The following is a 25,884-nucleotide window of genomic DNA, read 5'->3' as shown; positions in this document are numbered from 1 at the left end:
GTTGTGCACTGACTGCTCAGTCTAAATGCAAGCGCGCAGATTTCGAGAATCGGGGGTTGACTTTTCGTCATGAGTGAGACCATCGGGGCACGCCAGGCCCAACGCAACAGAACCCGCAGGGCCTTGCTGGACGCGGCGCTGTCGCTGCTGGAGGAGCAGACCCTGGGCAGCCTCGGCCTGCGCGAGGTGACCCGGGTCGCCGGGGTGACCCCGACGGCCTTCTACCGGCACTTCCGGGACACCGAGGAGCTGGGGATCGCCCTGGTCGACGAGGCGCTGCAGAGCCTGCACGCCGCCGTGCGCTCGACCCTCGGCGCCTCCGGCGAGGCGGCGCAGCGGATCGACACGACCGTGGACCTGATGGCCGAACTCGTACGGGAGTACCCCGCGCACATCCGCTTCATCGTGCGCGAGCGGCACGGCGGTGTGCGCAGGGTGCGCGAGGCGGTGTCGGGCCAGCTCGACGCGTTCGCCCGCGAGGTGGCCGAACGGCTCGGCGCCGATGCCCTGAGCAGGGGATGGAGCGCGGACGACCTGCTCATGCTGGCGCGGCTGTACGTCGACCACATGGTGATGACGGTCTCCGCCTACCTGGCCGCGGGCCCGGACGACGCGGAACGGGCGGCGGTCACGCGCACCGCGCGCCGCCAGCTCCGACTCATCCACGCGGGCCGACTGCACTGGCCCACGGGCCGGGCCCGGCCGGGGCCGGACGCGCTCTGACGTCCGAAGACTCCCCGCCTCTCGTCCGGGACGGGACGGAGGGCGGGGAGTCGGGGGGAGAGGGGGCGGGCCCGGGCCGGCGGCCTGCCTCGGTCAGCCCTCCCGTGCCGCCACCGGAACAGGGCGCCGTGCGGGCGCGGGCTGCGTCAGACCGCCGTCCACGTGGTTCGCCGCGAGCGCGGCGTACGCGCTGCACACCGCCTCCGTCCGGACCCGGCGCCGGTCCGCGCACGCCGTCAGATCCCCCGCGCACTGCAGCTCCCATCGCGGGAAGCGGCGGCGCGACATGGCGACGGCGGCGCTCGGGGCGAAGTACAGCATCGTGGTGTTCTCGTGGGGGTTGTGCGCCGAGCCCTCGTAGACCATCCGGCCGGTGGTCTCCAGCCGGTCCGCCAAACGGGTGAGGGCGCTCTCGTCGGGCCGGTCCATGAACAGCCCCACGTGGTTCTCGAAGCCGTGGACGCGCTCCTGCGCACCCACGTCGTCCGTGTACCCGGGGCTGCAGCGAGGGAAGAGGAAGACCTCGACCTCCGGCGCCAGACCGCTCGTGACGCGCAGCCGCGTCACCCGTATGTCCGCATCGTCCGGAAGCCAGTGACGCTCCACCAGACGGCGCTTGACCAGCACGCTCGGTATGGTGGTCGACGCGGGCCAGTCGTTTTCCTCGAAGTACGCGAGAGCGGATTCCACGGTTTCCGGGAACAGTAGCGTTGCGCAATGCGAGACGACGCATCCGCTCTTGATTTCCCGTTTGAGTTCGCCCGGCATCCACGGTGGCAGGAGAGCGTCCAGTGATTTCTTGGAGGCGTGGAGGGCGTAGTCAACAGCATGCTGGAGGCGCTGGACGTCGCACGGTTCGAACGTCACTTCAGGCATGTCGCAGCCTTTCTGTTGCCGACACCCGATTAAAGGCCCGTCACCCATCAGGCGGCACTCGGCCATAGCCTGATCGAGTGAACGCCAGCGCCTGACCTGCACTTTCGGAATCGCGCACACGGCAGCTCGCTTTCAACACCGCACATTCAACGGAAGGCGTCTTTCCCAGGAGGTAGAAGGCATGTCTCCGTACGGCCGAAGGAATTCCCCGCGCATCCTCATAGCCGGTGCCGGAATTGGCGGATTGACGACGGCCCTGAGCCTTCATGCGGCAGGGCTGAGCGATCTGCTCATCGTGGAGGCGTGCCCCAACCTGCGCGCCGTCGGTGCGGGAATCAATCTCCAGCCCGCCGCCGTCCGGGAGCTGACCGAACTCGGACTGGCGCCGGCACTCGACAAAGTCGCCGTGGCCACCGCCCGGTTGGAGTACCACCACCGCTACGGCGGTCTGATCTGGTCCGAGCCGCGCGGCCGCGCCGCCGGCTACAACTGGCCGCAGTACTCCGTCCACCGCGCAGACCTGCAGGACATCCTGCTGTCGGCCGTCCTGGACCGGCTCGGCCCCGGGGCACTGGTCACCGGCGGGCGCCTCGTACGGTACGAGCAGGACCGGGCGGGCGGCCGGGAGCCGGGCGGGCACCCCGTCCGGGCGTACGTCGCGGACCGGCCGAGCCCGTACACCTGCGACCTGCTGATCGGCGCCGACGGGATCAACTCGGCCGTGCGCAGGGCGATGCACCCGCACGAAGGCCCGCCCCTCGGCAACGGGATATGCATGTGGCGCGGGGTGACCGAGGGCCCGTCCTTCCTCGACGGACGCACGATGGTCATCCTCGGCTGCAACGCCCGGGTGAAGGCCGTGGCCTACCCGGTCACCCGGCCCGACGGGAGCGGGCGGTGCCTGCTCAACTGGGTCGTCGAGAGCCGCACCGACGACGGGCTCGGCGACGAGGACGCGCGCGCCGGCGCCGACTGGGACCGCGCGGTCCCGCCGGAAGAGGTCCTCACCCGCATGGAGGGCTGGCGCAGCGAGTTCCTCGACCTCCACGGCATCATCACCCGGGCACCCCGCATCGGCCGGTACCCGATGATCGACCGCGATCCGCTGTCCACCTGGACGGACGGCCGGGTCGTCCTGCTCGGCGACGCCGCGCACCCCTTGTACCCGACCGGCTCCAACGGCGCCTCGCAGGCGATCGTCGACGCCCGCGTGCTGGCGTACGAGCTCGCCCGCCACGGCGTGGACGAGGCACTCGCCCGCTACGAGGCGGACCGCCTGCCGCAGACCACGCAGCTCCTCGCGGCCCACCGCAGGCTGGAACCCGACCCGGTGCTCCGCCAGGTCGAAGCGCTGGCCCCCGACGGCTTCCACGACATCCGCCACGTCCTGCCCGAGAACAGCCTGGACGGCATCAAGTCCTGTACCCGCCGGGTCACCGGCGTGGACGCCACCGCGCTCAACGCGCGTTCCTCCTGGAGCGTCGCCGTATGAACACCTCCCGCACCTCCCGGATGCGTTCCACCGCCTTCGCCGCGCTGGGCTCCGCCGCACTGCTGGCGGCGCTCCTGTCCGCCACCGGGCGGCCCGCGGCCCCGCCGCCGCCCTCCGGCTCCGCCGCACGCATGCCCGCCTGCGGCGAGAGCACCGGGAGCGCGGCCTGCTCCGTGTACGGACGCGCCGCCCGCCTCGGCGGCGGCACGGTCCGTACGTACAGCGAGTACCAGGGCGGGATACCGAAGGTGCTGGGCATAGCCCTGACCGCCCAGGCCGTCACCGGACTGCCCACCTCCGCCGCCACCGACGGCAAACACTGCTACGACGCCGACGCCGACGGGCACCTCGACGGCATGCACGAATGCGTCGGCGGCCACAGCCTGGAACTCGGGCTCCCGGCCACCCCCGCCGCCGCGGCCGCAGTGCCCTTCCAATGGGTGCTGTTCAACTGGAACCCGCACGGGCACAACCCGCACGGCCGCTACGACGTCGCCCATTTCGACGTGCACTTCTACCTCGCCCCCCGGGCGGTCCGCACCGCGATCAAGACCGGCGGCTGCGCCCTGCTGATCGCCTGCGACCAACTGGCCGCGGCCGGCGAGCCGGTCCCGGCCGCGTACCTGCCGGCGGGCTACCCCGCGAGCAGCCCGCAGACCGCGGAAGGCGCCATGGGCGCGCACCTGGACAGCCGCCCCCCGACCACCGGCACGCTCAGCGGCCAGACCTTCATCTACGGTGCGTACGCGGGCGACCTCATCTTCATGGAGCCCATGCTCACCAGGGACTTCCTCCAGCGGCACCGCACGGCACCCGCCCACCGGACCTGCGAGGCCGTCCCCCAGCCGGCCGCCTGGCGGATCCCCGGCTGGTATCCCACGCAGTACTGCACCGCGTACCGCCCCGACCAGGGCGACTACACGGTCTCCCTGACGGACTTCGTCCACTCGGGCGGGGCGCGCCGCCTCGCCACGGCGGTCCGCTGACGCCCTGCCGCGTGGCGCAGCCGGCGAGCGCGACGGCCGGCCGTCACAATCGGGTGGTCCGCCTTGCCGCCTTATCACCCATTTGGGGGCCAGTTCATGTACGCAGCCGTCGTCCACGCCCTGGGGCAGCCGCCCCGGTACGAGTCCGTGCCCGAGCCCGTCCCCGCGGCCGGCGAGGTGGTCGTCGAGGTCCTGGCGGCCGCGCTGTACCCGCTGGTGCGCTCGTTCGCCGCGGGCGGCCACTACACGGGTGGCGACGCGCTGCCGCTGGTGCCCGGGTTCGACGGGGTGGGCCGGACCGCGGCCGGTGAACTCGTCTACATCCCGGGGCTGGAGCCCCCGCACGGGACGATGGCCGAGCGGGTCGCCGTACCGGCCGCCGCGCTCATGCCCGTACCGGACGGGCTCGACCCGGTCGCCGTCGCCGCCGTCATGAACCCGGCGTCCTCCGCGTGGATCGCACTGCGCGAGCGGGGCCGGCTGCGCAAGGGCGAGTCGGTGCTCGTCCTCGGCGCCACCGGCAACGCGGGCCGGGCCGCCATCCGGCTCGCCCTCGACCAGGGCGCGGGCGCGGTCGTGGCGGCCGGGCGCGATCCGGAGGGGCTGCGGGTCGCGGCGGAGCTGGGCGCGCACCGTACGGTGCGGCTCGCGGGCCCGGACGAGGAGATCGCGGCCGCGTTCGGCGCGGCGGCCGCCGACGTGGACGTGGTCCTGGACTACCTGTGGGACCGCCCCGCCGAGCTGGCGCTCGACGGCATCCTGCGCCACCGCGCCGATCTCACCCGTCCGTTGCGGTGGGTGCAGGTCGGATCCGCGGCCGGGCCCGACATGACCGTGCCGTCGGCGTGGCTGCGCAAGGCGGACGTCAGCGTCTGCGGGAGCGGACTCGGCTCGATCTCGGGCGCGCGCCGTGCCGCCGCCCTGCGCGAGCTGCTCGCCCGGCTGCCTGCCCTGGCGCCGACCACCGATGCGGTCGCCGTGCCCATGGCCGAGGTGGAGGCCGCCTGGGAGTCGCCGATGCCGTCCGGCGCCCGGTGCGTGTTCGTCCCCGCGGGCGGCGACGAACCGGCCTCCGGGTCCTGGGAGACCGTCGGGGACCGGGAGCCGGTCTGACGGCAGCCCCGCGTCAGGAGCCCCCGTCGTACGGTCGCGGCGGCGGGCTCGGCGCCAGGCGGAGGCCCAGGGTGCCACCGGCCTCGGGCGTGAGCGGACCGGCGAGGTCCAGGCCCAGCGGGCCGGCGAGGTCGCGGGCGTGCAGGCGCGTGGCGGCTTCGAGCAGCGTGGCGTAGGTGTCGGCGGCGGACCGCGTGCGGTGCCGTCCGGTGAGGGCCGCAACGGCCGCGATCGCGGCAGCGGGCCACCACCACAGGGAGAGCGGCAGGTAGAGCAGGGCCCAGGCGGTCAGCGTGGTGGCCCGGGTGAGGGCCTGGCGGGCGGCGGTCACAGCGGCACGGGCGGTGTCGGGCAGCACCAGCCACAAGTGCGGCCACAGCGCGGCCAGATCGAGCCGGTGGTCCCGCTCCACGCGGACGGCCGCGGCGTGGATGCGGTCGCCGCTCCAGGTGGGGCGGTCGGGATGCTCGGCGGATATCCGGACCATGGCCGCCCGGGCGGCATGCCGCCCTGCGGGATCCGCGCGTTCGCCGCGCGTACGGGCGGTGGCGGCCTCCTCCCGGTGCCGGTGCCAGGCCTCGGCGGCCGTCCGCCACCGGCGCCGCCGGCGGACGGTGATCCGGTACGCGAGCCCGCGGGCCGGAGCCGGCCAGGTGGGCCAGTCGGCGGCCAGGTGGATCCGTTCGACGGCGGAGCCGAGGGCCTGTGCGGCGACCCCGACGGCCGCCGCCCCCGCAAGTACCGCGGCCAGCACCACGACCTGGCCCCCGACGGTGCGCGCGGCCGGGGCACCGGCCCACGCGGTGATCTGTCCGGTGAGCCGGCCCGCGGAGAAGGGGTGGGCCTGGCCGAGCGTCCGGGCCGCGACCGCCACCGCCAGATAGAGGGCGCCCGGCAGGACCAGCAGCGTCAGCCACCGCTCGGCGAGCTTCTTTCCCAGTTCCCCCAGCAGGCTCCCCACCGCTACAGCCGGTCCAGGCGCAACCCGCCGCCGCTGACCGCGCAGGCCGGCGCCGGCCCGTGGTCAGGCCACCCGTGGCGGGTACAGAGGCGGGCCGGGCACAGGTACACGGGCTCACCCGACCGCTCCCGGGCGACGCCCGCGGCATGCACCCCGCGGTCCGCCGGGCCGCCGGTCCCGTCGTAGGCGTGGAGGCCCCGGTGGTCGCCGAGGGTCTGCAGGACGGCGTGCAGCGTCCCGACCGCGCGGTCCGTCTCCCGCCCGCCCCGGGCCGCGGCGAGCACGTCCTCCAGGACCGCGTCGCAACCCGTACGACCGCGGCTCAGCAGGCGCGCCCGGATCGCATCCGCGTTCGCGCACACGATCCCCAGGTACCGCGCCGTCTCATCGGCCTGCGCCATGTCCGCCCCCGCCCGGCGCCCACCGCCGCGTCGTCGTCGCTGTCGCGGAGCGTATCCGAGGAACTACCCGCCGGTGCGGGGATCGTAGGACTAGCATCACCCGACGTGAGCCATCCGGGGGACCCAGATCGCACCGTACGACCGGCCGCGGAGACGGCGATGGACGCAATGGCGGCGCGGCTGCGGCGTGTTGTGCGATCGCGGGACGTGACACCGGTATTGGAGGCCGAGGCACTGCGCGAGGCGCGGCGGCTCGCGGAACTCATGCCCGGAGAGGACGACCTCGCCGTCCACCATCTGCTGGGCTGGTTCCACTGGTTCCGCCACCAGGCGCTGGCCGTAGGGACGGACCCGGCACCGGGCCGGGACCGGTACGAGGACCAGGGCGAGGACACGTACGGGGACCAGGGCCGACCGGACCTGCGGATCGCCGTGCAGGCACTCACCGCGTGCTTCCTCGCGGGCGACGAGAACCTGCCGGATCCGCTGGTGCCCGTCCTCGCGGAGAACGCGGCCGGGTACGCCCTCCAACTGCTCTCGGACGCGCAGGAGTCGGACGATCCGGCACGGCTCTCCGGTCTGGCGAACCTGTGGCAGCGCATCGTGGAGGCCGTGCCCGCCGGCCATCCCCACCGGGCCGTCCACCTGACCGCCCTCGGCAACGTGCTGCGGATCAAGTGGAGGCGGGGCGGCCCGGCCGCCGACCTCGACACCGCGATCGACCGCTTCCGGGAAGCGCTGTCGGCGGTCGCCGAGGAGCCCGGCCGAGCCATGTACCTCTACAACCTCGGAGACGCGCTGAACGCCCGGTTCGACCGGGCCGGAGCCGTGGAGGACCTCGAAGACGCCGTCGCGCTGCTCGGGGAGGCGCTGCGGACGACCCCCGATGAAGGCCTCTACCGTGCGCTGGTCCTGACCGGCCTGGGGAGCGCACTGCGTGCCCGCTACGAGCGAGCCGGAGCACTGCCCGATCTGGACGGCGCCATCGCCCGGTACCGGGAAGCCGTGCCGTTGTTCCCCCTCGACCAGCCCGGCCGCACCGAGATCCTCTCCAACCTGGGGAACGTGCTGCGGCTCCGCTTCGAACGGACCGGTGACACCGGGGACCTGGACTCGGCCGTGGAGGTGGGCCGGCAGGCGGCGGAGGCGACGCCCGAAGGCCACCCCGGTCGCGCCGTGTTCCTGTCGAACCTGGGCATCGCGCTCCAGGCCAGGTTCGTCCGGGCCGGCCTCGCCGTCGACGTGGACGCGGCCGTGGAGGTGGGCCTGCGCGCGGTGGAGGCGGCGGCCGCGGGCCGTCCCGACCGTCCCGGCCGTCCCGACCTGGCGATGTGCCTGTCGAACCTCGGGGGAGGACTGTGGGCCCGGTACCAGCGGTTCGGAGTCCTCGCGGATCTGAACGCCGCCATCGACCGGCTCAGGGAGGCGGTGCAGGCCGTCCCCGCCGACCACCCCCAGCGCGCACGGTACCTCTCCAACCTCGGGAACATGCTGCGCGGCAGGTTCGCGCGGGTGCATGACATCGGGGACCTGGACTCCGCCATCGAGGCGGGCCGGCAGGCGGTCGACGCGGCGCCCGCCACCCATCTCGACCGCGCGATGTTCCTGTCGAACCTGGGGGCGGCGCTCCAGGTCCGGTTCGGGCGGCTCGGAGTCCTCGGGGATCTGGACGCGTCGATCGTCCGCCACCGGCAGGCGGTGGAGGCCGTCCAGGCCGACCACCCGCTCCGAGCGCGGTATCTGTCCAACCTCGTCCCGGCGTTGCGGACCCGCTTCGGCCGGAGCGGTGTCCGGTCCGACCTGGACGACGCGATCACCGCGGGCCGGCAGGCGGTGGAGTCGGTTCCCGCCGACCACCCCGAGCGTGCCGTCTACCTGAACAACCTCGGGGGCGCGCTGGTCGTACGGTTCGACCACGGCGGCGACCCGGCGGACCGGGACGAGGCGGTCAGGGCCTGGTCGGCGGCGTCGACGACGGTCCCGTCCTCGCCGTTCGTCCGGATCGACGCGGGGCTGTCCGCGGCCCTCCTGCTGGCACGGTCCGGTGAAGCGGAACGTGCGGCACAGGCGGCGGACGCGGCCGTGCGCCTGATGCCGCAGATGACCGGGCGCAGACTGGAGCGCCAGGACCAGCAGGACGCGATCGGCGATGTGGCGGGCCTGGCCGGCACCGCCGCCGCGCTCGCGCTCGCGGCCCCGGGCGGGACGGCGCGAGCGCGGGCGGAGCGCGCCCTGGGCCTGCTGGAGGTGGGCCGCGCCGTCATGCTCGGCCAGGCACTGGAGAACCGCAGCGATCTCACCGACCTGTACGAAAGAAGCCCCGAACTGGCCGCCAGATTCGCCGAGTTGCGCGATCTTCTCGACCGGCCCGCGGACGCGTCGGTCGGCGACCGGCACCGTCCGGCCGAGGAGTTCACCGCCGTCCTGGCCGAGATCCGTGCGCTGGACGGCTTCGCCTCCTTCGCCCTTCCGCCGACGGTCGACGAGCTCAGGGCCGAGGCGTCCCACGGGCCGATCGTGGTGTTCAACGTCAGCACGTACCGAAGTGACGCGCTGCTGCTCACGGCCGAGGGGCTCACCGGCCTCCCGCTGCCCGGGCTCGACCACACCACCCTGGTCGACCGGATCAACGCCTTCCGGCAGGCGCAGCACACCGCGTTGTCGGGCGCGGACCCCGTGGAGCGGGAGGAGGCCCAGACCGTACTGGTCGACGTCCTCGAGTGGCTGTGGGACGCCGCCGCCGGTCCCGTGCTGGAGGCGCTGGGGCACAAGGGCCCGCCCCCGCCCGAAACGGAAGGGGAGTTGCCGCGCGTGTGGTGGGCACCGGGCGGACTGCTGGGTCTCCTGCCGCTGCATGCCGCCGGTCATCACACCGACGGGCAGGACGACCCGAACCGGCGCACCGTGATGGACCGGGTCGTCTCCTCCTACACCCCGACCGTACGCGCGCTGCGCCACGCCCGCGAACGCGGTCGGGCCCTCGGTCCGGGCGGCGCGGCCGCCGCCGGGCGGGCGCTGATCGTCGCCATGCCGACCACGCCCGGACTGCCGGGGGAGGGCCGGTTGCGCTTCGTCGACGCCGAGGCCGCCCTGCTGGAGGCCTGCTTTCCCGACCGCGTCCTGCTCAGGGAGCGTGGCCGGGACCAGGACCGGGACCGGGCGGAGGAAGACGCGGCCCCCACGAAGGCCAACGTACTGGCGCACCTGCCCCACTGCGCGATCGCGCACTTCGCCTGCCACGGAACGAGCGATCCCGCCGATCCCTCGCGGAGCCGGCTGCTGCTCCACGACCACGCGGACGACCCGTTCACGGTCAGGAGCCTGGCACCCGTCGCCCTCGACCACGCCAGGCTCGCCTACTTGTCCGCCTGCCGCACGGCGGCCATCGACACCGTGAACCTGCTCGACGAGGCCATCCACCTCACGTCCGCGTTCCAGCTCGCCGGCTTCCCCCATGTCATCGGCACGCTCTGGGAGATCGACGACCAGATCGCCGTACGCATCGCCCGGGCCTTCTACGACGGCCTCCGGACGGATTCGGGGGCCGTCGACCCCGACCGCTCCGCCCGCGCACTGCACGCCGCCGTACGCCAGGTCCGGGACGGCCACGACCTGCCGCCCGGCTACGACCGCGGGCGGGCCCCGCTCCTGTGGGCGGCCCACCTCCACGCGGGGGCCTGAGCCGCCCGCGCCGATGGCGCGAGTTGGTGGGACGCTGGGGGAGGGGGCAGGCCCGAGCAGCTCCGGCGCTCCGGGTGAACCGTGGAGGACAACCCATGAAACGCGCAACGCGATGCGTCGCGATCAAGGCCTCGTCCGTGCTCCTGCTGGCGGGCTTCGCGTCCGGAACGGTGTTCGTCGGTTCCGGGGCGGCCGCGGCCGCCGGGGACGGGCCACGCCGGCCGGCGGCCGCCTGCACGAGCAGCCAGGTCGTTGCCGACAGCGCACAGCCGGCCGGCTCCGCGCAGGTGCGGATCACGGTGACCAACAAGAGCTCGAAGCCGTGCGTACTGAACGGCTACCCGACCGTGGCGCTCGCGGGACAGGGCTCGCCGGACAAGAACAAGCCGCTCCAGGTGATCCGGGTCGGCAAGTCGGGACCGGTGCAGCTGGCTGCCGGCGGCCGGGCCTCGTCGCAGCTCACCTTCACGCCGGTGCTCGGTGAGGCGGACGGCTACTGCGCCTCCGGCGCGGATCCCTTCGTCGCGCCGTCGATGGTGGTGGGTGTCGCGGGCGGACGCCACCAGCTGGCGCCCAGTGACGGCGGCGAGTTCGCGCTGTGCGGCACCACCGTTCGCGCGACCGCCTTCCACGGGTAGGGCTGCGGACGCCTCGGGTGAATGCGGCCGATGTAGGCGGCTTGTTATAGCGTGCGCACGTCAAGCAATGCGCAGTGCACACGTTCACGGGGGATTTTCCGCATGACCTACCCGCCGCAGCAGGGCCCCGGCCCGTACGGCCAGCCCGCCCCGCACGCCCAGCAGCCGCCGCAGGGCTACCCGCCCCAGCCGGGATACGGGCAGCCCCAGCAGCCGGGCCAGCCGCCGTACGGCGCCCCGCCGCAGCAGTACGCCTACCCGCCGCAGCAGTTCGCCGCCCCGCCTGCGCCGCCGCGCAAGCGCATGGGGGTCATGAAGATCCTGAAGATCATCGTTGCCGTGGTCGTCGTCATCGCGGCCGCGGTGGGCTACTACGCCAGCCGTGACGACGCCGACAAGGCGAAGGTCGGGGACTGCCTGACGAACAAGGGCAACACCATCAGCCCCGACCTCCAGGTGGTGAAGTGCGGCGGCGCGAACGCCGAGTACAAGGTGGTCAAGGTGATCCCCGACAGCCTCGACACGAACCAGTGCAAGGGCCAGTCGGACATCGGCTACCAGGAGCAGATGCGCGGCTCCCGCCGCAGCTCGGGCAAGCAGTTCGTGCTCTGCATCGACGAGGTCAAGAAGTCCTGACCCACCCCCGCCTCCGAGCCGCGGCCCCGACGGGCCGCGGCTCCCCTCCTGCGATCCGGGTCGAGCCCGTCGCCGGGGAGGGCCACTGAGCCGGTCGGGGGAGCGGCAGTCACGGCCGGGGCGGCCCGTCGTTTCCCGGATATGACTGATCTGATGGTCCAGATCCCGGCCGACTGGCTGGCCCGGGTGTTCCTCTCGCTCCGCCGCGGCTCGTCGCAGGACGCCCAGGTCTCGGCGGCCGAACTCCAGCCGTTCACCGAGAAACCCGGGCAGCGGGTCCCGGTGCCGCGGGCGACCGTACTGCGCACCGAGCTGGCGCTGAGGGGCGAACTCGAACGGGCCCAGGAGGACGGGCGGCGCGCCCGGCTGTCCGAGGAGGCCGCCTACCTGATCGGCGCCCGCCTCGGCGGACAGGCCGATCGAGCCGGTCAGTAGACGGGGCCGATCAGTAGACCAGCTTGTACGTCACGTCCTTGGGGACCGGCGGCGGGGCGGTGTCGGTGTAGAGGAGCCGCATCGTGGTGTACCGCTGCACGTCGGGGTGTTCGGGCCAGGACCGCGGGTTGTTCAGGGTCACCTTGACCGGGTACGCGCGGAAGCGGCCCGCCGCGCAGTACGGGGTGCAGTCGTTCACCATGTCGATGCCGGTGGCCGTCGCGGTCCGCCGCCCCCAGCTGTCCCAGTGCAGCCGGATGAGACGGTTGTTCCCGTCGCCGCAGGCCAGCAGGTACTCCTGGGGACGCACCTGGGCCTTGGAGAAGCAGTCGACGACCACGACCGGATTCGGATCCATGACGGCCCGGGGCGTCTGCTGCGCGGAAGCGGGTACGGCGGCTGGTACGGCGGCTCCGACCGCGAGGGCCGCGGCCGCGCACAGCAGCATGGCCGTCCGCACCCCGCTTCGGGTCCGGGTCGCGGGACTGAGCCCGCCGACTCGAGAAACGTCCACAAAGCCCTCCTCGCATCGGCGGTCCCGCTCAGGTCCCGCCTCGTGGTACAGCCGTCCCCAGCTTCGCTCATCCGGCCGTACCCCGCACCCGCTGCGCCGCGGCAGCCGGGCGAAGCGGCACCTGAGCTGCGGTCATGCGGCCCGCGGCCCGGCAGCCCGCCCGGCTCAGGAGATCGCGTACCACTGGCTGCCCCAGCCCGTGTTGACGGTGCCGGTGGACTGCTCGCCGAGGTTCACGCTGGCCGGCAGGGAGGTCTGGCCGGTCAGCAGGGTGCTGTAGCGGAGGTTCGGCGGTGTCAGGCCGGCGTTCACCGAGATTCCGGCGCCCGTGGCCTTGAGGGTGAGGCCGTTGGTCGCCCAGGTGCCGTTGAGGAGGAGGGCGATGAAGTACGTGCCGGGGGCGGCGGTGAAGGGCTTGGCGAGGGGGAAGGGCTTGGCGATCGCTTCGGTCATCAGCTGCGGGGAGATGTCCGCGGTGGACGCGCGCAGGGTGCCGTTCGCGTCGTAGACGCCGAGGAAGTTCTGGGAGAGCTGGGCGTTCGGGTCGATACCGGCCAGCCCGAGCCAGATGTTGGACCAGGTGATCTGCTCGCGCAGCACGATCCGTACGAGAGTGACCCGTCCGGCCACCCCGGCGACCGACTGGGCGGTCACGTGCCCCGCGTCGTTGGGGTCGCCCGTCCAGGCGAGCAGGTTCTGGTCCTGCGGCCGGGGGCCCTCGTACCCGGAGCCGCCACCCGGCGCGACGGGAGCGGGCGCCGCGGCGCTGCTGCCGCCGCCCTTGCTCTTCGGGCTTCCGCCGGACGCGGTGCAGCCGGTCAGGAGGAGCACCGTCGCGAGGGCGGCGGCGAGGCCGGCGGTGACGGTGGTGGTACGGGTGCGCATGGTCCCCCCATGAAATGCGGCGATGCGGATGTGCGTGTGCCAAAGGAGGCCATGGTCACATGGACCACCTCGGTGGACCGCGGCCGGGGACTACTTCGCCTTGGTGGCCACCGGCGCGGGCCAGAGGTGGTCGGGGGTCACGATCGAGGTGACCGCGTTCCCGATCATGCTGGACAGGTTCTTGCCGCGGTAGTCGATGTCGCTGTTGACGAGCACCACCAAGGTCGCTTTCTCGGCCGGGAGTTGGGCGGCGATCGTCTCGTAGCCGGGCAGCTCCCCGTTGTGGCCGAGCCAGCCGTTGAAGTCGAGGATGCCGAGGCCGTACGAGGCGCCGGGGCCGGCCCCGATCGGGAGCGTCCGGAGCCGTTCTGCCTGTGTCTTGGGGGTCAGCAGCCGGCCGTCCGCGAGCGCCGGGGCCCAGGTGTGCAGGTCGTCGAGGTCGGAGATGACCGCGCCGGCGGCCCAGGCCCAGGAGGGGTTCCAGTTCGTGGCGTCGGCGACGGTGCCCTTCGGGGTGAAGTCCGTGTACCCGTGTGCGTGCGGATCGGGCATGGCGCTGTCACCGGGCAGGGAGGTGCCGTCCAGCTTCAGCGGCGCGAACACGTGCTCCCGGAGGTAGTCGGCGAGGCTCTGCCCGCTGACCTTCTCGACCAGCATCCCGAGCAGGATGGTGTTCGTGTTGCTGTACTCCCACTTGGCGCCCGGCTTGAAGTTCGGGGGATGGCCGAAGGCCACGTCCACCAGCTGGCGCGGGGTGTACGTGCGGTGCGGGTCGGCGCGGACGTCGTCCAGCCACTTCTTGTCCGTCGTGTAGTCGAAGAGGCCGCTGCGCATGTCCGCGAGTTGGCGCAGCGTGATGGAGTCCCCGCCGGGGACGCCGGAGACGTACCGCGATATGGGGTCGTCGAGGCCGGCCTTGCCCTGGTCGACCAGCTGGAGGACGCCGGTGACGGTGAAGGTCTTGGTGACGCTGCCGATCCGCGAGTGGAGGTCGGACTTCATGGGTGTGCCGGTCTGCTTGTCCGCGATGCCGAAGGACTTCTCGTACACGCCGCGGCCGGGCATCCACAGGCCGATGTTCAGGCCCGGCATGCCGGTCTGCTTCATGACCTCCGTGATCGCCGCGTCCAGCTTCCGCACGGTGGCGGGATCGAAGTCCGTGCGTACGGAGGCGGAGCCGGTACCCGCGCACAGGGCGGCCAGCAGTATCGCGACCGCGGCCGGCACCCCCGCCCGTCGGACCCGGCGCTCACGGAACGGACGGCACCTGCCCATGACCGGTCACCCCTGCCCAGGCTCGACAACACGGCTCCCCGAGCCCCGAGGTACTCCTCAAGCGTAGGAGCACGCCCCGCCCGCCGCGATCCGCCGGACGGCGGGCCGGACCGTGTCTGGTGCTGCGACCGGAAAGGTTTGCCGGGTCACGGCGCCCGGCACGGCCCCTCGCCGCGTTGTCGGACCACGCCAGTACGTCCAGTACGAGCCGTGGCCCTCCGCCTTGCAATGCACCGCACCGAACACCGCGACCCGGCAAACCTTTCCGGCCACAGCACTAGCCGCGCTGCCAGTACGCGCAGCCGTGCGCCGTGGGCGCCGCACCGCCGCCGCTTTCCGTGGGGCACGGGACCGGCCCGTCACTCGGTGACGGGCCGCGTTCCCACCGCTGCGGCTCCGGTGTGGCGCTCGTCGGGTCGTCGAGGTACAGCGTGTACGCGCCGCCGGCGAGCACGAGGGCGATCCACCCCGCCACGACCCGGCGCCGGACCCGGCGCCGCACTACGGGGCGACCGGGAGCCGGCGCTTGTGGTCGGTCAGGCGGTAGCGGCGGACGATCGTGTCGAAGGCGCGCTCGTCGACCGGCTTGCCCTCCAGGAAGTCGTCGATGTCGTCGTACGTGACACCCAGCGCGTCCTCGTCGGCCTTGCCCGGGTCCAGGGTCTCCAGGTCCGCCGTGGGGGTCTTCCAGACCAGCTCCGCGGGGGCGCCCAGGACGTCGGCCACGGCACGCACCCGGCGCTTGGTCAGGCCGGTCAGCGGGACCAGGTCGGCCGCGCCGTCGCCGAACTTCGTGAAGAAGCCGGAAACCGCCTCGGCCGCGTGGTCGGTGCCGACGACCAGGCCGTCGTGGGCCCCGGCCACCGCGTACTGGGCGATCATGCGCTGGCGGGCCTTGATGTTGCCCTGCACGAAGTCCTGGTGGTGGGCGTCCCGGAACACGGTGCCCCCGGCGAGGGCCGCCTCCAGCGCGGCGTCGCTGGCGGGCTTCACGTCCACCGTCAGCACCCGGTCGGCCTTGATGAAGCCGAGGGCCAGCTGGGCGTCGTGCTCGTCCGCCTGGACTCCGTACGGCAGTCGCATCGCGTAGAACGCCGCCTCGTGACCGGCCTCGCGGGCCCGCTCCACCGCGAGCTGGCACAGTCGTCCGGCCGTGGTGGAGTCCACCCCGCCGCTGATGCCGAGGACCAGGGAGCGCAGGCCGGTGGAGGTGAGCCGCTCGGCCAGGAAGGCCACCCGGCGCTCGATCTCCAGGTGCGCGTCGAAGGTCTCCGACACCTGGAGTTCCCTGGCGATCTCCTGCTGCAGAACGGTGGACGCCGGCCGGCTCACGGCTGCTCCTCGTGGTCGATGGTGATTCATGGGTGCGCTGCCCTGCCGACCCTAGTCGAACCCCTCCGGCGGCTCGAAAGCGGCCGGGCTTGACGGATACGTCCATAGTTATGACACTCGAAGTGCAAGTTGTTTCCGTGTCGTATGACCCCCGAGGGTCAGGAGGCAGTCGTGCCGGAGCGTCGGATCTATGTTGTCGCGGGGGCCGTCATGGGTGGGGTCTGGGCCTGGGGCTCGGACACCCCCGCCTGGGAACACGCCCTGCGTCTCGTCGCGCTCGTCGCGTGTGCCGCACTGGCGATGTCGTTGCTGCACCGCCGCCGGGCCCGCCTCGGCCGGCCGGTCGACCGTCGTCTCCACTCGGGCCTGCTGCTCGGGAAGGTGCTGCTGGTGGTGGCGGCCCTGCTCCTCGACCAGGTGCTCGGCCTGTGGGTCTCCGAGCCGAGCCTGATCACGGCGGTCGCGCTGTTCGCGGGCATCGCGGTGGGCGGCCCCGCCCTGCACCGGTGGCTCGCGCGGGACGGGAGCGGTGCGGGCGGCCGGCAGCCCGCGCCGCCGGATCGCCGGGTGCTGTCCGGGGCCGACGCGAAGTAGCGGAGCGGGCGCCTCAGGGCCGGTACGGATCCGGCCCGGCCGGATCCGTACCGGCCAGGAGGGCGTGTACGGCCGTCTCCATCGTCGAGGCGGCCGCCTCGACGCTCAGGCCACTGCTGCGCCAGTGGTGCCAGGCACCCCAGGTGGTCACCGCGTCCAGTCCGTGGAGCACCTCGGTCCTGCGCTCGGCGGGCAGCCGGCCGAGCTCCTCGGCGAAGATGTCGGCCAGCCGTCCCCGTGCGAAGTCCAGGACCTGCCGGGTGACCTCCTGGATGCGGTCCCCGTGCTGCTCCAGCCGCATGAGCGTCAGCTGGGCCGGGGTGATCCACTCCAGGATCCGCGAGCGCTGTTCCGTCAGTGCCGCGATCCGCGCGGATCGCGGACCGCCGGCCGGCAGGGGCCTGGTCTGCTCCATGAGCTGTTCCAGGCGCCGTGCGATCGCCGTCTCCACCAGCTGGGACATGTCGGCGAAGTGGTGGAAGACCAGGCGGCGGGAGACGCCGGCGCGCTCGGCGACGCGGTTCGCGGGGAAGTGCGACGCGCCCTCGTCGAGCAGGGACAGCACCGCGTCCGCGATCTTCACGCGGGACTGACGGCTGCGCTCGGCGCGGCCGTCCGCGAGTCGCTCCTGTGGCTGACCGGCCGACTGCCGCACGTTGACCCCTCCCGGCTTCACTCGTCGCCATTGTCGCAAATGCGCGTGCGTTGATTTAATTGCACTCGAAGTGCAAGGATGAGGGAAACGAGCCACACCGCACGAGGGGGATCCCGTACGCATGTTCGTCACCTTGGGGCGTTGGTGCGCCCGACGGCCGAAGCGGGTCATCGCGGCCTGGCTCCTGCTGCTGGTGGGCCTGGCCGCGGCGGTGGGCGTGCTCGGCAGTGCCACCACCGAGACGGTCTCCATACCGGGCAGCGACAGCCAGGCCGCCCACGACGCCGCCCTCGCGTTCGCCGACTCCGCCTCCGGCCGTCAGCCCCTCGTCCTGCACACGCCCGCCGACGGCCCGTCCCTCACCTCGGACCGCGCCCGCGAGGCCGTCCAGGCGGCGGCCCGCGCACTCGCCGCCCGCGACCACGTCCTCGCCGTCACCACCCCGTACGAGTCGGCCGCCGGCGCGGCCCTCGCCCCCGACGGACTCACCGCCTACCTCGCGGTCGAGCTGGACCTGGCGGGCCGGGACATCACCGCCGACGTCGTCCACGACCTCATGGACGCCGCCGAACCGGCCGAAGCGGCCGGGATCGAGGTCACCCCCGGCGGCAACCTCGCCGAAGCCGCCGACAAGAAGTCGACCCGGAGCAGCGAGGTCATCGGACTCGTCGCCGCCTTCGCCGTCCTCTACCTCGGTTTCCGAAGGCCCGTCGCGGCCGCCGTACCGCTGGCCACGGCCGTCGTGGGACTCGGCATCTCCCTCGCAGTCATCGGCCTCACCGGCCACGTGACGGACATGCCGTCCTCCGGCGCCACCATCGCGGCGATGATCGGGCTCGGCGTGGGCATCGACTACAGCCTCTTCTGCCTCACCCGCTTCCGTGAACTCCTCACCTACGGGAAGGCGGTCGAGGACGCCGCGGCCCTCACGATCGGCGCCTCCGGCAAGGCCGTCGCCTTCGCCGGCACCGCGGTCATCGCGGCGCTCGCCAGCCTGGCCCTCGGTGGCCTGCCGCTGCTCCGCGCGCTGGCGCTCGCGCCCGGCATCGCCGTCCTGGTCGCCATGGCCGCCACCCTCACGCTCCTCCCCGCACTGTTCGCCCTGCTGGGCCGGCGCCTGGCCCCCGCGCCGGCCGCCGCACCGGTTCCCGTGCCGGCCGCCGCGGACCGGCCGCAGGCCTCCCCGCCGCCCGACCGCGGCTGGGCGCGCATCGCCCGGCACGTCGCCGACCGGCCGTGGCGGTACCTGCTCGCCGGCCTGGCCTTCTTCGTCCTGCCGGCGCTCGCCGCGACCCAGCTGTCCTTCGGGCAGCTCGACGGCGGCGACAAGTCCCCCGGCACGTCAGGCCGTACGGCCTACGACCGGCTCGCATCCGCATTCGGCCCGGGCGTCAACGGACCGCTCCAGGTGACCGACACGCTGCCGCAACCGGCCTCCGGCCCGGCGGACCCGGCCGTCGCGGCCGTCGGCCGGGCGCTGAAGGACACCAGCGGGGTCGCCGCGGTCGGACCCGCCCAACTGAGCCGTGACGGCCGGACCGTGCGCTGGCAGGTCACCCCCACCACCGCGCCGGGCGATCCCCGTACCGCCGACCTGGTGCACCGCCTGCGCGAGCACACCCTCCCGCCCGTCACGAAGGACACCGGCCAGGAAGCCCACGTGGGCGGCATCCCCGCGACGCAGCTGGACCTCAACGACCGGCTCGCGCAGCGCCTGCCCGCCGTCATCGGGATCGTCCTCGCCATCGCCGGACTGCTCCTCCTCCTGGCCTTCCGCTCCCCGCTGGTCGCCGCCAAGGCCGCCGTGCTCAACCTCCTCTCGGTGGCCGCCGCCTACGGCGTGCTCACCGCGCTGTTCCAATGGGGCTGGGGAGCGGCGCCGCTCGGCCTCGGCGGGCCCGTGCCGATCCCCGGCTACGTACCGCTGCTCATGTTCGCCGTCCTGTTCGGGCTCTCCATGGACTACGAGGTCTTCCTGCTGAGCGCCGTCCGCGAGGCATGGCTGGCGAGCGGCGACAACCGGGGCGCGGTGATCACCGGCCTGGCGCGGACCGGCAGGATCATCACCTCCGCCGCTCTCATCATGGTGTGCGTCTTCCTCGGGTATCTCCTGTGGGACGACCCCGTCGTCAAGATGTTCGGCATCGGCCTCGCCACCGCCGTTGCGCTCGACGCCACGGTCGTCCGCGGGCTCCTCGTCCCCACCACGATGGTCCTGCTCGGCAGAGCCAACTGGTGGCTGCCGGGCCGGCTCGACCGGCTCCTGCCGCAGATGCACGTCGAAGGCGGCGAGGAGGCCGTCGTCCGTACCGCCGCCGTCCCCGAACCCGTGAGGAACGCATGAACCACCGCACCCCCCAGGCCGACGCGCGCGCGAAGGCCGGCGTACGAGGGACTGCCGTACGAGGGACTGCCGTACGAGGAACTGCCGTACGCGGAACCGCCGCGCGGCGCCCGCGCCGTGCCCGGCGGTGGGTGGCGGCCGGAGCGTGCGCGCTGCTCGCCGTCGTCGTGCTCGCCGACCGCGTGGCGGCCGGTGTCGCCGAGGACCGGATGGCCGACCGGATCGCCGCGCGGCAGAGCGCGCTGGTGGCGCCGCCGAGCGTCTCCATCGGCGGCTTCCCGTTCCTGTGGAGCGCGGCGGCGGGAACCTACCCGGAGGTCGAGGTGGAGGGCCGGGCGAAGACGGAGGACGGTTTGCCCGTCACCGCCTCCTTCGACCTGCACGACGTGTCCAGGACGGCCGGCGGGTACGCGGCGGCGCAGGCGCGGGCGGAGTTCAAGGTCCCGCTCGACGCCCTCGGGGCGAAGCGCGGTCCCGGTGTCCGGCTGGCCGGGCACGACGGGCGGCTGGAGATCACCCGGTCCGTCATGGGCGTACCGCTGGTCGTGACCGCCGCGCTCAAGCTCACCGGTGACACCGTCACGCTCGAACCGACGGCCGCCTCCTTGGCCGGGCGTCCCCTGAACCCGGCCAATCCCCAGATCGCGGCCGCGCTCAAGGAGGCGGAACGCAAGCTCCCGGACCTGCCCCTCGGCCTCGTCCCGTCCGGGATCTCCGTCGACGGCGGCGCCGTCACGGTGCACGGCGAGGCGAAGGAGGTCACTCTCCCCGGCGCGGCATGAGCAGCCCCGGTCAGGGGCTCTTCTTCCGGGCTCGGACGGGGATCACGCGCCGGGGGTGCGGCGGCGCGCAGGCCCGGTCGAGCAGTACCCGGCCGGTCGACCACAGTGCCGTCTTGAGTTCCGGGGTGCGCGGCAGGGCGTCTTCGGGGGCGGCCGTGGCCGGGGGCAGGGAGGCCTCGGTGACCCGCGCTTCGAGGGTGCGGGTCAGGAAGCCCTCCGGTGCGTGCCAGGGGTCCGGGTCGGCGAGCGCCCGCTCGCCGTGGGCGGTCAGGACCTCCGGTTGGGGGCCGCGTCCCTGCGCAGTGGCGTCGTCGTCATGGGGAGACGGTATCCGGATCGTTCATCCGGGTGGATCCGGCGGAGGCGGGCGACGGTCGCGCTAGTGTTCGCCCGTGAGCCTTCATGTCGTCATGGGATTCGGGCCTGCAGGGGCCGCCACCGCTCGACTCCTCGTCGAAGAGGGGCATTCGGTACGGGTCGTTACCAGGTCGGGCCGCGGTGCCGAGCCCGGCATCGAGCACATCGCGCTGGACGCCACGGACGGCAGGCGGCTGGCCGGGGTGGCGCGGGGCGCGGCCGCGATCCACCACTGCGCCGCTCCGCCCTACCACCGCTGGGCGGGCGAATGGCCTCCGCTGATCGCGTCCGCCTGCGGCGCGGCCGAGGAGACCGGGGCCGTCCTGGTCATGCTGGGCAACCTCTACGGCTACGGACCCGTGGACGGCCCCCTGACCGAGGGGCTGCCCCTGGCGGCGACCGGGGTCAAGGGCCGCGTGCGCGCGGCCGGTTGGGAAGCGGCGCGGAAGCTGCACGACGAGGGCCGCATCAGGGCGGTGGAGGTACGGGCCTCGGACTTCTTCGGGCCCGGCGTGACCGACGGCGGGCACCTGGCCGGGCGCGTCATGCCGCCGCTGCTCCGCGGCAAGCCCGTCTCCACCCTCGGCGATCCGGACGCTCCGCACAGCTGGAGCCATCTCCCCGATGTGGCCCGGGCCCTGGTCGAGGTCGCGGGCGAGGAGCGGGCCTGGGGGCGTGCCTGGCACGCGCCGACGGGACCCGCGCTGTCCGTCCGGGAGATGGTGGGCCGGCTCGCCGCCCAGGCGGGAACGGGACCCGTCGCGGTGCGCCGGCTGCCGTCCGCCGTGCTGGGCGCGGCCTCGCTCTTCTCGCCGCTGATCCGCGAACTGAAGGAGGTCCGCCACCAGTTCGACCGTCCGTTCGTCGTCGACTCGACGGCGTACGAAACCGAGTTCGCCGTACGCGCCACTCCCGTCGACGAGCAGGTCGAGGCTACGGTGGACTGGTGGCGCGAGCGGTTGGCCACCCCGCGGTGACGGCCCGCGTCAGAACAGCGTGCGCTCGATGCGGTCGAGCGTTTCGGACGTGCCGCCCGGGCCGCCTTCCGCGGCAGCCGGCGGGGTCCCGGGCGCCTGCGCGCCGCCCAGCCGCTGGGAGAGCAGATAGGCGATGATCTCCGCCTCCTGCTCCTGGACGTCGTCGTACGCGGCGCGCATGAGCATGTCGCGTACGAGGGCGGGGTCGAGGTTGGGGAAGAGGATGCGCGAACTCGCCTCGTCCAGCAGGCCGGCTCCGCGGTGACTGCAGATGATGTGTCCCAGCTCGTGCAGGACGATGTGTTCCTGATGTGCGCCGCTGGTGTCGGCGTCGTAGAAGATCAGGTCCTCGTCGCGTGCCGCGACCCACATGCCGCACGGCTGTGACGCGGGCATCGGCATGGGAACGAGCGTGATGGGCCGGTCGCGTGCCTCGCCGAGGTGGTGGCAGAGCGCTGCCACATCGGCTCCCGGCGGGAGACCGAGTGCGGCGATCCGCCGCGCGCCGTCCTTCCGGAGCTTCTTGAGCCGCCTGCGGCGGTCCTGGTCGGCCGACCGTCCCCTCCCGGGGACCTTCACCCGGGATCCGGGGGGCCCGCGGCGCGGGAGGGACCGGCGGATTCCGGGGGCTCTGCGGGGTCGGTGACGGGCGGAAGGCCCTGCATCTGCCGGTACTGGTCCATGATGGCCGTGATGGCCTGGAGGCTCTCCTTCTTCATGCCGGCCGCGCGCATCGCCACGGAGCGCACACCTGCCTGCCGCAGGGCCTCGATGGCGGCTATCTCGCCGAGCACCGACTCGGCGACCTCGTCGTCGAAGAAGTAGGCGACCGATACGCCGAAGAAGCGGGCGAGGGCGGCCAGCAGGTCCGGTGAGGGGTTGGAGCGCTTGCCCGTCCGCAGCTGCGACAGGTACACGCCGCCGGCCTTGATCTCGGGGTTGACCCGCTTCAGCTCCTCGGCGACCTCGGCATTGGTCCAGCGCCTGCCCTTGGGACGGACCGTCTTGAAGAGGTCGTCCAGACGTACTGCCAGCACGGGCCGGTCGTCAGTCCCGGACACTGCGCATCTCCCTCCCGCCGCCTCCCCGACATTGCTCTCAGCTATTTTCCAGTTTTGCAGATTAGCGGTCAGTTGACAATCCGGCGTGAGTCCGCCACCGTGGACCCCATCGATAGCTGGCAGCTAACTTTGCTTCACGGGGGTAGTTGAGTGAGTTGCCGGCCGTATCGGCGCGGCTCGGGCCGGCCCTCGGGGGATGGGGGCCGGCCCGAGCCGGGATGTCTCTCCAGGCCCGGCCGCATACGGGGAAACCCGCCCGGCCTGACGGGGGGCAGACCGGGCGGGAGCTCTCGACCCGCTTAACTGATCTTACGGTAGACGTACGCGACTTGGGTGAGCCAGGCCACCTCCGCCGTGAAGTTGTCCGGGTCCCGGTCGTCGAACCCGCCCGAGTCCTTGCTGTGATCGGGGACGGTCCCGGTGCGCTTCGCCCGCAGGGCCTGCCTGATCTGCGCCGCCTCGGCCAACGCCTGCCGGTACTCGTGGCCCCCCTCCGGATCCGTCTCCCCGGCGCCGGCCGCGGACCGGTCGATGTACGGGCGCAAGTCCCGCCATCCGTCCCGTATTTCGATGACGCGCCGGTGCAGCCGGTAGTTCAGGTCGGAGACCGGGACCGGTGCCGCACCCGGCGGCTCCAGGACGATGTCCGGGGAGGCTTCGTACAGGTCTCGCCAGAGCGGGTACAGCGCCCGGTACGAACGGTAACTGCGCAGCCAGTCCAGCAGCTTGGCCGCCGAAGCCTCCCAGGAGGAGATGGTCAGGCCCAGTGAGAGGAGGACGATGCCCGCCGCGCTGAACACGTTGGAGGCGAGCTGCCAGACGCCGATGTCGATGCCCGCCGCGGCGGTGAGGATGTTGACCGTCCGGCATGTGCAGTAGAGGAAGAGGACCACTGCGGCGACGGAGAGCAGGCGCAGCGCCCGCCGCAGCGAGGCCTTGCCCGTCATCCGCGCGTACGGGCCGCACTGGCGGAAGATGGTCACGCACGGAACCGCCTGGGAGACGATGAAGACCAGGAGGTACGCGAGGACCGGTGGCTGCCCGCTGCCGGTGTTGAAGTCCGCCGCCGGACGGCCGGGACCGTCGGCGACGAAGAAGAGTGCGATCAGCAGCGCGCCGAGCACCGTGCCCGTGATCAGCCAGTGGCGGACCCTGCGCACCGCCTCCTCGGTGGCCGTCGCCCAGCGCAGCAGGATGATCTGCGCGCTGACGCAGAAGGCGACCGCCGACAGATGTATCACCAGGATGGCCAGGTTCCCCACGCCCAGGAAGCTGTCGCCTCCCATGGCGACGGCGCCCATCGTGAACGTGAGGCACTGGAGCAACAGGGTGACCACCAGGGCGCGGTAGGCGCCGTCCCGCCGACTCCGCCCCGCCTGGCACAGCCGGTAGGCGAGCGCGGCGTACGAGGAGAGCGCCGCGATGACGAAGCAGAGGGTTCTCGTGGTGTTCACGGGCCCTCCGTCCCGCTCAGAGGGGCGCCGGCAGTGGTGGAAACGCGCATGGGCCGAACCGTACCCGTCGGTCACCGGACCCCGATGGGCCACGGCGGGAGGGGCGTTGGCGCAGGTTTGCATAGCCATGCGTTTAAGTGCATACTCTTCCTATGTCAAAGGTTCTCACCTCCCTGCCCACCGGCGAGCGCGTCGGCATCGCCTTCTCCGGCGGCCTCGACACCTCCGTCGCGGTCGCGTGGATGCGCGACAAGGGTGCCGTCCCCTGCACCTACACCGCCGACATCGGCCAGTACGACGAGCCCGACATCGCGTCGGTGCCCGGTCGCGCGAAGGCCTACGGTGCCGAGATCGCGCGCCTGGTCGACTGCCGGGCGGCGCTGGTCGAGGAGGGCCTGGCCGCGCTCGCGTGCGGCGCGTTCCACATCCGCTCGGGCGGTCGTGCGTACTTCAACACCACGCCGCTCGGCCGCGCCGTCACCGGCACCCTGCTGGTCCGGGCGATGCTCGAGGACGACGTACAGATCTGGGGCGACGGCTCGACCTTCAAGGGCAACGACATCGAGCGGTTCTACCGCTACGGCCTGCTCGCCAACCCCCACCTGCGCATCTACAAGCCGTGGCTCGACGCCGACTTCGTCCACGAGCTCGGCGGGCGCAAGGAGATGTCCGAGTGGCTCCTCGCCCACGGGCTGCCGTACCGCGACAGCACCGAGAAAGCGTACTCCACCGACGCCAACATCTGGGGCGCCACCCACGAGGCCAAGACGCTGGAGCACCTCGACACCGGTGTGGAGACCGTACAGCCGATCATGGGCGTGCGGTTCTGGGACCCTTCGGTCGAGATCGCCGCCGAGGACGTGACCATCGGCTTCGACCAGGGCCGCCCGGTGACGATCAACGGCAAGGAGTTCCACTCCCCGGTCGACCTGGTGATGGAGGCCAACGCCATCGGCGGCCGCCACGGCATGGGCATGTCGGACCAGATCGAGAACCGGATCATCGAGGCCAAGAGCCGCGGCATCTACGAGGCGCCCGGCATGGCCCTCCTGCACGCCGCGTACGAGCGTCTCGTGAACGCGATCCACAACGAGGACACCCTCGCGCACTACCACTACGAGGGACGGCGCCTCGGCCGGCTCATGTACGAGGGCCGCTGGCTGGACCCGCAGGCCCTGATGGTCCGCGAGTCGCTCCAGCGCTGGGTCGGCTCGGCCGTCACCGGCGAGGTGACCCTGCGACTGCGGCGCGGCGAGGACTACTCGATCCTCGACACCACGGGCCCGGCCTTCAGCTACCACCCGGACAAGCTCTCGATGGAGCGCACCGAGGACTCGGCGTTCGGTCCGGTGGACCGGATCGGCCAGCTCACCATGCGCAACCTCGACATCGCCGACTCGCGCGCCCGGCTCGAGCAGTACGCGGGCCTCGGCATCGTCGGCACCGCGCACCCCGAGCTGATCGGCGCCGCGCAGGCGGCGGCGACCGGCCTGATCGGCGCGATGCCGGAGGGCGGCGCCGAAGCCATCGCCTCCCGCGGCGAGGTCTCCGAGGACGACGAGCTGCTGGACCGCGCGGCGATGGAGTTCGGCACCGACTGACCGACGGGCGGTCCCCGGCCCCGGGGGCGGGGGGTGGGCCGCCCGGTACGACACCGCCGCCCCCGGCCGCGCCGCCGCCCCCGCCGGCGCCGCCCGCCCCCCCCCCCCCCG

The 25,884-nt window shown here is 73.0% G+C and carries 25 protein-coding genes; 13 read left to right on the top strand and 12 right to left on the bottom strand.

The features are described from left to right. The first annotated feature begins 69 nt into the window (after positions 1 to 69). Positions 70 to 723, top strand: a complete 654-nt coding sequence (locus ACFXGI_RS26645; RefSeq protein ID WP_384711517.1) for a TetR family transcriptional regulator — start codon at positions 70 to 72, stop codon at positions 721 to 723. Positions 724 to 816: 93 nt separating this feature from the next. Here the strand turns inward: ACFXGI_RS26645 and ACFXGI_RS26640 are convergent, their stop codons facing one another. After that, entirely contained in the window at positions 817 to 1,413 is a 597-nt protein-coding gene (locus tag ACFXGI_RS26640) for a hypothetical protein (protein WP_384711514.1), read from the bottom strand. A gap of 367 nt (positions 1,414 to 1,780) precedes the next feature. Here ACFXGI_RS26640 and ACFXGI_RS26635 point away from each other — a divergent pair, with 367 nt between their 5' ends. The 3 genes from ACFXGI_RS26635 to ACFXGI_RS26625 all read left to right on the top strand — a co-directional run bounded on the left by ACFXGI_RS26635 (position 1,781) and on the right by ACFXGI_RS26625 (position 5,190). Continuing rightward, positions 1,781 to 3,091 (top strand): FAD-dependent monooxygenase, encoded by a 1,311-nt coding sequence (locus ACFXGI_RS26635; protein WP_384711511.1) that lies wholly within the window; start codon positions 1,781 to 1,783, stop codon positions 3,089 to 3,091. Continuing rightward, complete coding sequence (locus tag ACFXGI_RS26630; RefSeq protein WP_384711508.1) at positions 3,088 to 4,077, top strand: hypothetical protein; 990 nt, start codon at positions 3,088 to 3,090, stop codon at positions 4,075 to 4,077. Before ACFXGI_RS26635 ends, ACFXGI_RS26630 begins: the two co-directional genes overlap by 4 nt. Before the next feature lie 96 nt (positions 4,078 to 4,173). Further along, complete coding sequence (locus tag ACFXGI_RS26625; RefSeq protein WP_384711505.1) at positions 4,174 to 5,190, top strand: zinc-binding alcohol dehydrogenase family protein; 1,017 nt, start codon at positions 4,174 to 4,176, stop codon at positions 5,188 to 5,190. Positions 5,191 to 5,203: 13 nt separating this feature from the next. Here the strand turns inward: ACFXGI_RS26625 and ACFXGI_RS26620 are convergent, their stop codons facing one another. After that, on the bottom strand, positions 5,204 to 6,151 hold the full coding sequence (locus tag ACFXGI_RS26620) for a hypothetical protein (RefSeq protein ID WP_384711502.1): 948 nt from the start codon (positions 6,149 to 6,151) through the stop codon (positions 5,204 to 5,206). 2 nt (positions 6,152 to 6,153) lie between these two features. Further along, on the bottom strand, positions 6,154 to 6,552 hold the full coding sequence (locus tag ACFXGI_RS26615) for a hypothetical protein (RefSeq protein WP_384711499.1): 399 nt from the start codon (positions 6,550 to 6,552) through the stop codon (positions 6,154 to 6,156). 207 nt (positions 6,553 to 6,759) lie between these two features. Here ACFXGI_RS26615 and ACFXGI_RS26610 point away from each other — a divergent pair, with 207 nt between their 5' ends. The 4 genes from ACFXGI_RS26610 to ACFXGI_RS26595 all read left to right on the top strand — a co-directional run bounded on the left by ACFXGI_RS26610 (position 6,760) and on the right by ACFXGI_RS26595 (position 11,942). Further along, complete coding sequence (locus tag ACFXGI_RS26610) at positions 6,760 to 10,233, top strand: CHAT domain-containing protein (protein WP_384711496.1); 3,474 nt, start codon at positions 6,760 to 6,762, stop codon at positions 10,231 to 10,233. 95 nt (positions 10,234 to 10,328) lie between these two features. Next, the gene (locus ACFXGI_RS26605) at positions 10,329 to 10,871 is read left to right on the top strand and encodes a DUF4232 domain-containing protein (RefSeq protein ID WP_384711493.1); all 543 of its coding nucleotides are present in this window, start codon (positions 10,329 to 10,331) and stop codon (positions 10,869 to 10,871) included. A 102-nt stretch (positions 10,872 to 10,973) separates the two neighbouring features. After that, positions 10,974 to 11,507, top strand: coding sequence for a hypothetical protein (locus tag ACFXGI_RS26600; RefSeq protein ID WP_384711490.1), 534 nt, complete (start codon positions 10,974 to 10,976; stop codon positions 11,505 to 11,507). Positions 11,508 to 11,648: 141 nt separating this feature from the next. After that, entirely contained in the window at positions 11,649 to 11,942 is a 294-nt protein-coding gene (locus ACFXGI_RS26595) for a hypothetical protein (RefSeq protein ID WP_384711487.1), read from the top strand. Positions 11,943 to 11,952: 10 nt separating this feature from the next. Here ACFXGI_RS26595 and ACFXGI_RS26590 read toward each other — a convergent pair whose 3' ends face one another. The 5 genes from ACFXGI_RS26590 to nadE form a co-directional block, all read right to left on the bottom strand. After that, complete coding sequence (locus ACFXGI_RS26590; protein ID WP_384711485.1) at positions 11,953 to 12,456, bottom strand: hypothetical protein; 504 nt, start codon at positions 12,454 to 12,456, stop codon at positions 11,953 to 11,955. Between the two features lie 165 nt (positions 12,457 to 12,621). Beyond that, positions 12,622 to 13,341 carry a hypothetical protein gene (locus ACFXGI_RS26585; RefSeq protein ID WP_384711483.1) on the bottom strand — a complete coding sequence of 240 codons (720 nt, stop codon included), beginning with the start codon at positions 13,339 to 13,341 and terminating at the stop codon, positions 12,622 to 12,624. 90 nt (positions 13,342 to 13,431) lie between these two features. After that, the gene (locus ACFXGI_RS26580; protein WP_384711480.1) at positions 13,432 to 14,616 is read right to left on the bottom strand and encodes a serine hydrolase domain-containing protein; all 1,185 of its coding nucleotides are present in this window, start codon (positions 14,614 to 14,616) and stop codon (positions 13,432 to 13,434) included. Positions 14,617 to 14,893: 277 nt separating this feature from the next. Continuing rightward, on the bottom strand, positions 14,894 to 15,091 hold the full coding sequence (locus ACFXGI_RS26575; protein WP_384711477.1) for a hypothetical protein: 198 nt from the start codon (positions 15,089 to 15,091) through the stop codon (positions 14,894 to 14,896). 26 nt (positions 15,092 to 15,117) lie between these two features. Then, a complete protein-coding gene (gene nadE, locus ACFXGI_RS26570; RefSeq protein WP_384711474.1) occupies positions 15,118 to 15,948 on the bottom strand; it encodes an ammonia-dependent NAD(+) synthetase in 831 nt (276 codons plus the stop codon). Positions 15,949 to 16,119: 171 nt separating this feature from the next. On the opposite strand from nadE, the gene ACFXGI_RS26565 reads away from it, so the two are divergent. Further along, positions 16,120 to 16,542, top strand: coding sequence for a hypothetical protein (locus ACFXGI_RS26565; RefSeq protein ID WP_384711471.1), 423 nt, complete (start codon positions 16,120 to 16,122; stop codon positions 16,540 to 16,542). Positions 16,543 to 16,555: 13 nt separating this feature from the next. Here ACFXGI_RS26565 and ACFXGI_RS26560 read toward each other — a convergent pair whose 3' ends face one another. After that, positions 16,556 to 17,218, bottom strand: a complete 663-nt coding sequence (locus ACFXGI_RS26560) for a TetR/AcrR family transcriptional regulator (protein WP_384711469.1) — start codon at positions 17,216 to 17,218, stop codon at positions 16,556 to 16,558. Between the two features lie 100 nt (positions 17,219 to 17,318). On the opposite strand from ACFXGI_RS26560, the gene ACFXGI_RS26555 reads away from it, so the two are divergent. From ACFXGI_RS26555 to ACFXGI_RS26545, 3 genes are all read left to right on the top strand, one after another. Next, a complete protein-coding gene (locus tag ACFXGI_RS26555) occupies positions 17,319 to 19,541 on the top strand; it encodes an MMPL family transporter (RefSeq protein WP_384711466.1) in 2,223 nt (740 codons plus the stop codon). Further along, positions 19,538 to 20,323 carry a DUF2993 domain-containing protein gene (locus ACFXGI_RS26550; RefSeq protein ID WP_384711463.1) on the top strand — a complete coding sequence of 262 codons (786 nt, stop codon included), beginning with the start codon at positions 19,538 to 19,540 and terminating at the stop codon, positions 20,321 to 20,323. The genes ACFXGI_RS26555 and ACFXGI_RS26550 overlap by 4 nt, the downstream gene beginning before the upstream one ends. Before the next feature lie 392 nt (positions 20,324 to 20,715). Next, complete coding sequence (locus ACFXGI_RS26545; RefSeq protein WP_384711460.1) at positions 20,716 to 21,657, top strand: NAD-dependent epimerase/dehydratase family protein; 942 nt, start codon at positions 20,716 to 20,718, stop codon at positions 21,655 to 21,657. A gap of 9 nt (positions 21,658 to 21,666) precedes the next feature. On the opposite strand, the gene ACFXGI_RS26540 is transcribed toward ACFXGI_RS26545, so the two are convergent. The 3 genes from ACFXGI_RS26540 to ACFXGI_RS26530 form a co-directional block, all read right to left on the bottom strand. After that, the gene (locus tag ACFXGI_RS26540) at positions 21,667 to 22,236 is read right to left on the bottom strand and encodes a toxin (RefSeq protein WP_384711458.1); all 570 of its coding nucleotides are present in this window, start codon (positions 22,234 to 22,236) and stop codon (positions 21,667 to 21,669) included. Beyond that, positions 22,233 to 22,718, bottom strand: coding sequence for a helix-turn-helix domain-containing protein (locus tag ACFXGI_RS26535; protein WP_384711455.1), 486 nt, complete (start codon positions 22,716 to 22,718; stop codon positions 22,233 to 22,235). Before ACFXGI_RS26535 ends, ACFXGI_RS26540 begins: the two co-directional genes overlap by 4 nt. A 299-nt stretch (positions 22,719 to 23,017) precedes the next feature. After that, positions 23,018 to 24,172 carry an MAB_1171c family putative transporter gene (locus ACFXGI_RS26530; RefSeq protein WP_384711452.1) on the bottom strand — a complete coding sequence of 385 codons (1,155 nt, stop codon included), beginning with the start codon at positions 24,170 to 24,172 and terminating at the stop codon, positions 23,018 to 23,020. 152 nt (positions 24,173 to 24,324) lie between these two features. Between ACFXGI_RS26530 and argG the strand changes: the two genes are divergently transcribed. Beyond that, positions 24,325 to 25,773, top strand: coding sequence for an argininosuccinate synthase (argG, locus tag ACFXGI_RS26525; protein WP_384711449.1), 1,449 nt, complete (start codon positions 24,325 to 24,327; stop codon positions 25,771 to 25,773). The last annotated feature ends 111 nt before the right edge of the window (positions 25,774 to 25,884 follow it).

The sequence above is a fragment of the Streptomyces sp. NPDC059355 genome, from assembly GCF_042752335.1.
GTDB lineage: Bacteria > Actinomycetota > Actinomycetes > Streptomycetales > Streptomycetaceae > Streptomyces.
This window is presented reverse-complemented; position numbering and strand designations above follow the sequence as displayed.

Coding starts and splice junctions, on each gene's coding strand:
- ACFXGI_RS26645 (WP_384711517.1), top strand. CDS start 70: ATGAGTGAGACCATCGGGGCACGCCAGGCCCAACGCAACAGAACCCGC.
- ACFXGI_RS26635 (WP_384711511.1), top strand. CDS start 1,781: ATGTCTCCGTACGGCCGAAGGAATTCCCCGCGCATCCTCATAGCCGGT.
- ACFXGI_RS26630 (WP_384711508.1), top strand. CDS start 3,088: ATGAACACCTCCCGCACCTCCCGGATGCGTTCCACCGCCTTCGCCGCG.
- ACFXGI_RS26625 (WP_384711505.1), top strand. CDS start 4,174: ATGTACGCAGCCGTCGTCCACGCCCTGGGGCAGCCGCCCCGGTACGAG.
- ACFXGI_RS26615 (WP_384711499.1), bottom strand. CDS start 6,552: ATGGCGCAGGCCGATGAGACGGCGCGGTACCTGGGGATCGTGTGCGCG.
- ACFXGI_RS26605 (WP_384711493.1), top strand. CDS start 10,329: ATGAAACGCGCAACGCGATGCGTCGCGATCAAGGCCTCGTCCGTGCTC.
- ACFXGI_RS26600 (WP_384711490.1), top strand. CDS start 10,974: ATGACCTACCCGCCGCAGCAGGGCCCCGGCCCGTACGGCCAGCCCGCC.
- ACFXGI_RS26595 (WP_384711487.1), top strand. CDS start 11,649: ATGACTGATCTGATGGTCCAGATCCCGGCCGACTGGCTGGCCCGGGTG.
- ACFXGI_RS26585 (WP_384711483.1), bottom strand. CDS start 13,341: ATGCGCACCCGTACCACCACCGTCACCGCCGGCCTCGCCGCCGCCCTC.
- ACFXGI_RS26580 (WP_384711480.1), bottom strand. CDS start 14,616: ATGGGCAGGTGCCGTCCGTTCCGTGAGCGCCGGGTCCGACGGGCGGGG.
- ACFXGI_RS26555 (WP_384711466.1), top strand. CDS start 17,319: ATGTTCGTCACCTTGGGGCGTTGGTGCGCCCGACGGCCGAAGCGGGTC.
- ACFXGI_RS26550 (WP_384711463.1), top strand. CDS start 19,538: ATGAACCACCGCACCCCCCAGGCCGACGCGCGCGCGAAGGCCGGCGTA.
- argG (WP_384711449.1), top strand. CDS start 24,325: ATGTCAAAGGTTCTCACCTCCCTGCCCACCGGCGAGCGCGTCGGCATC.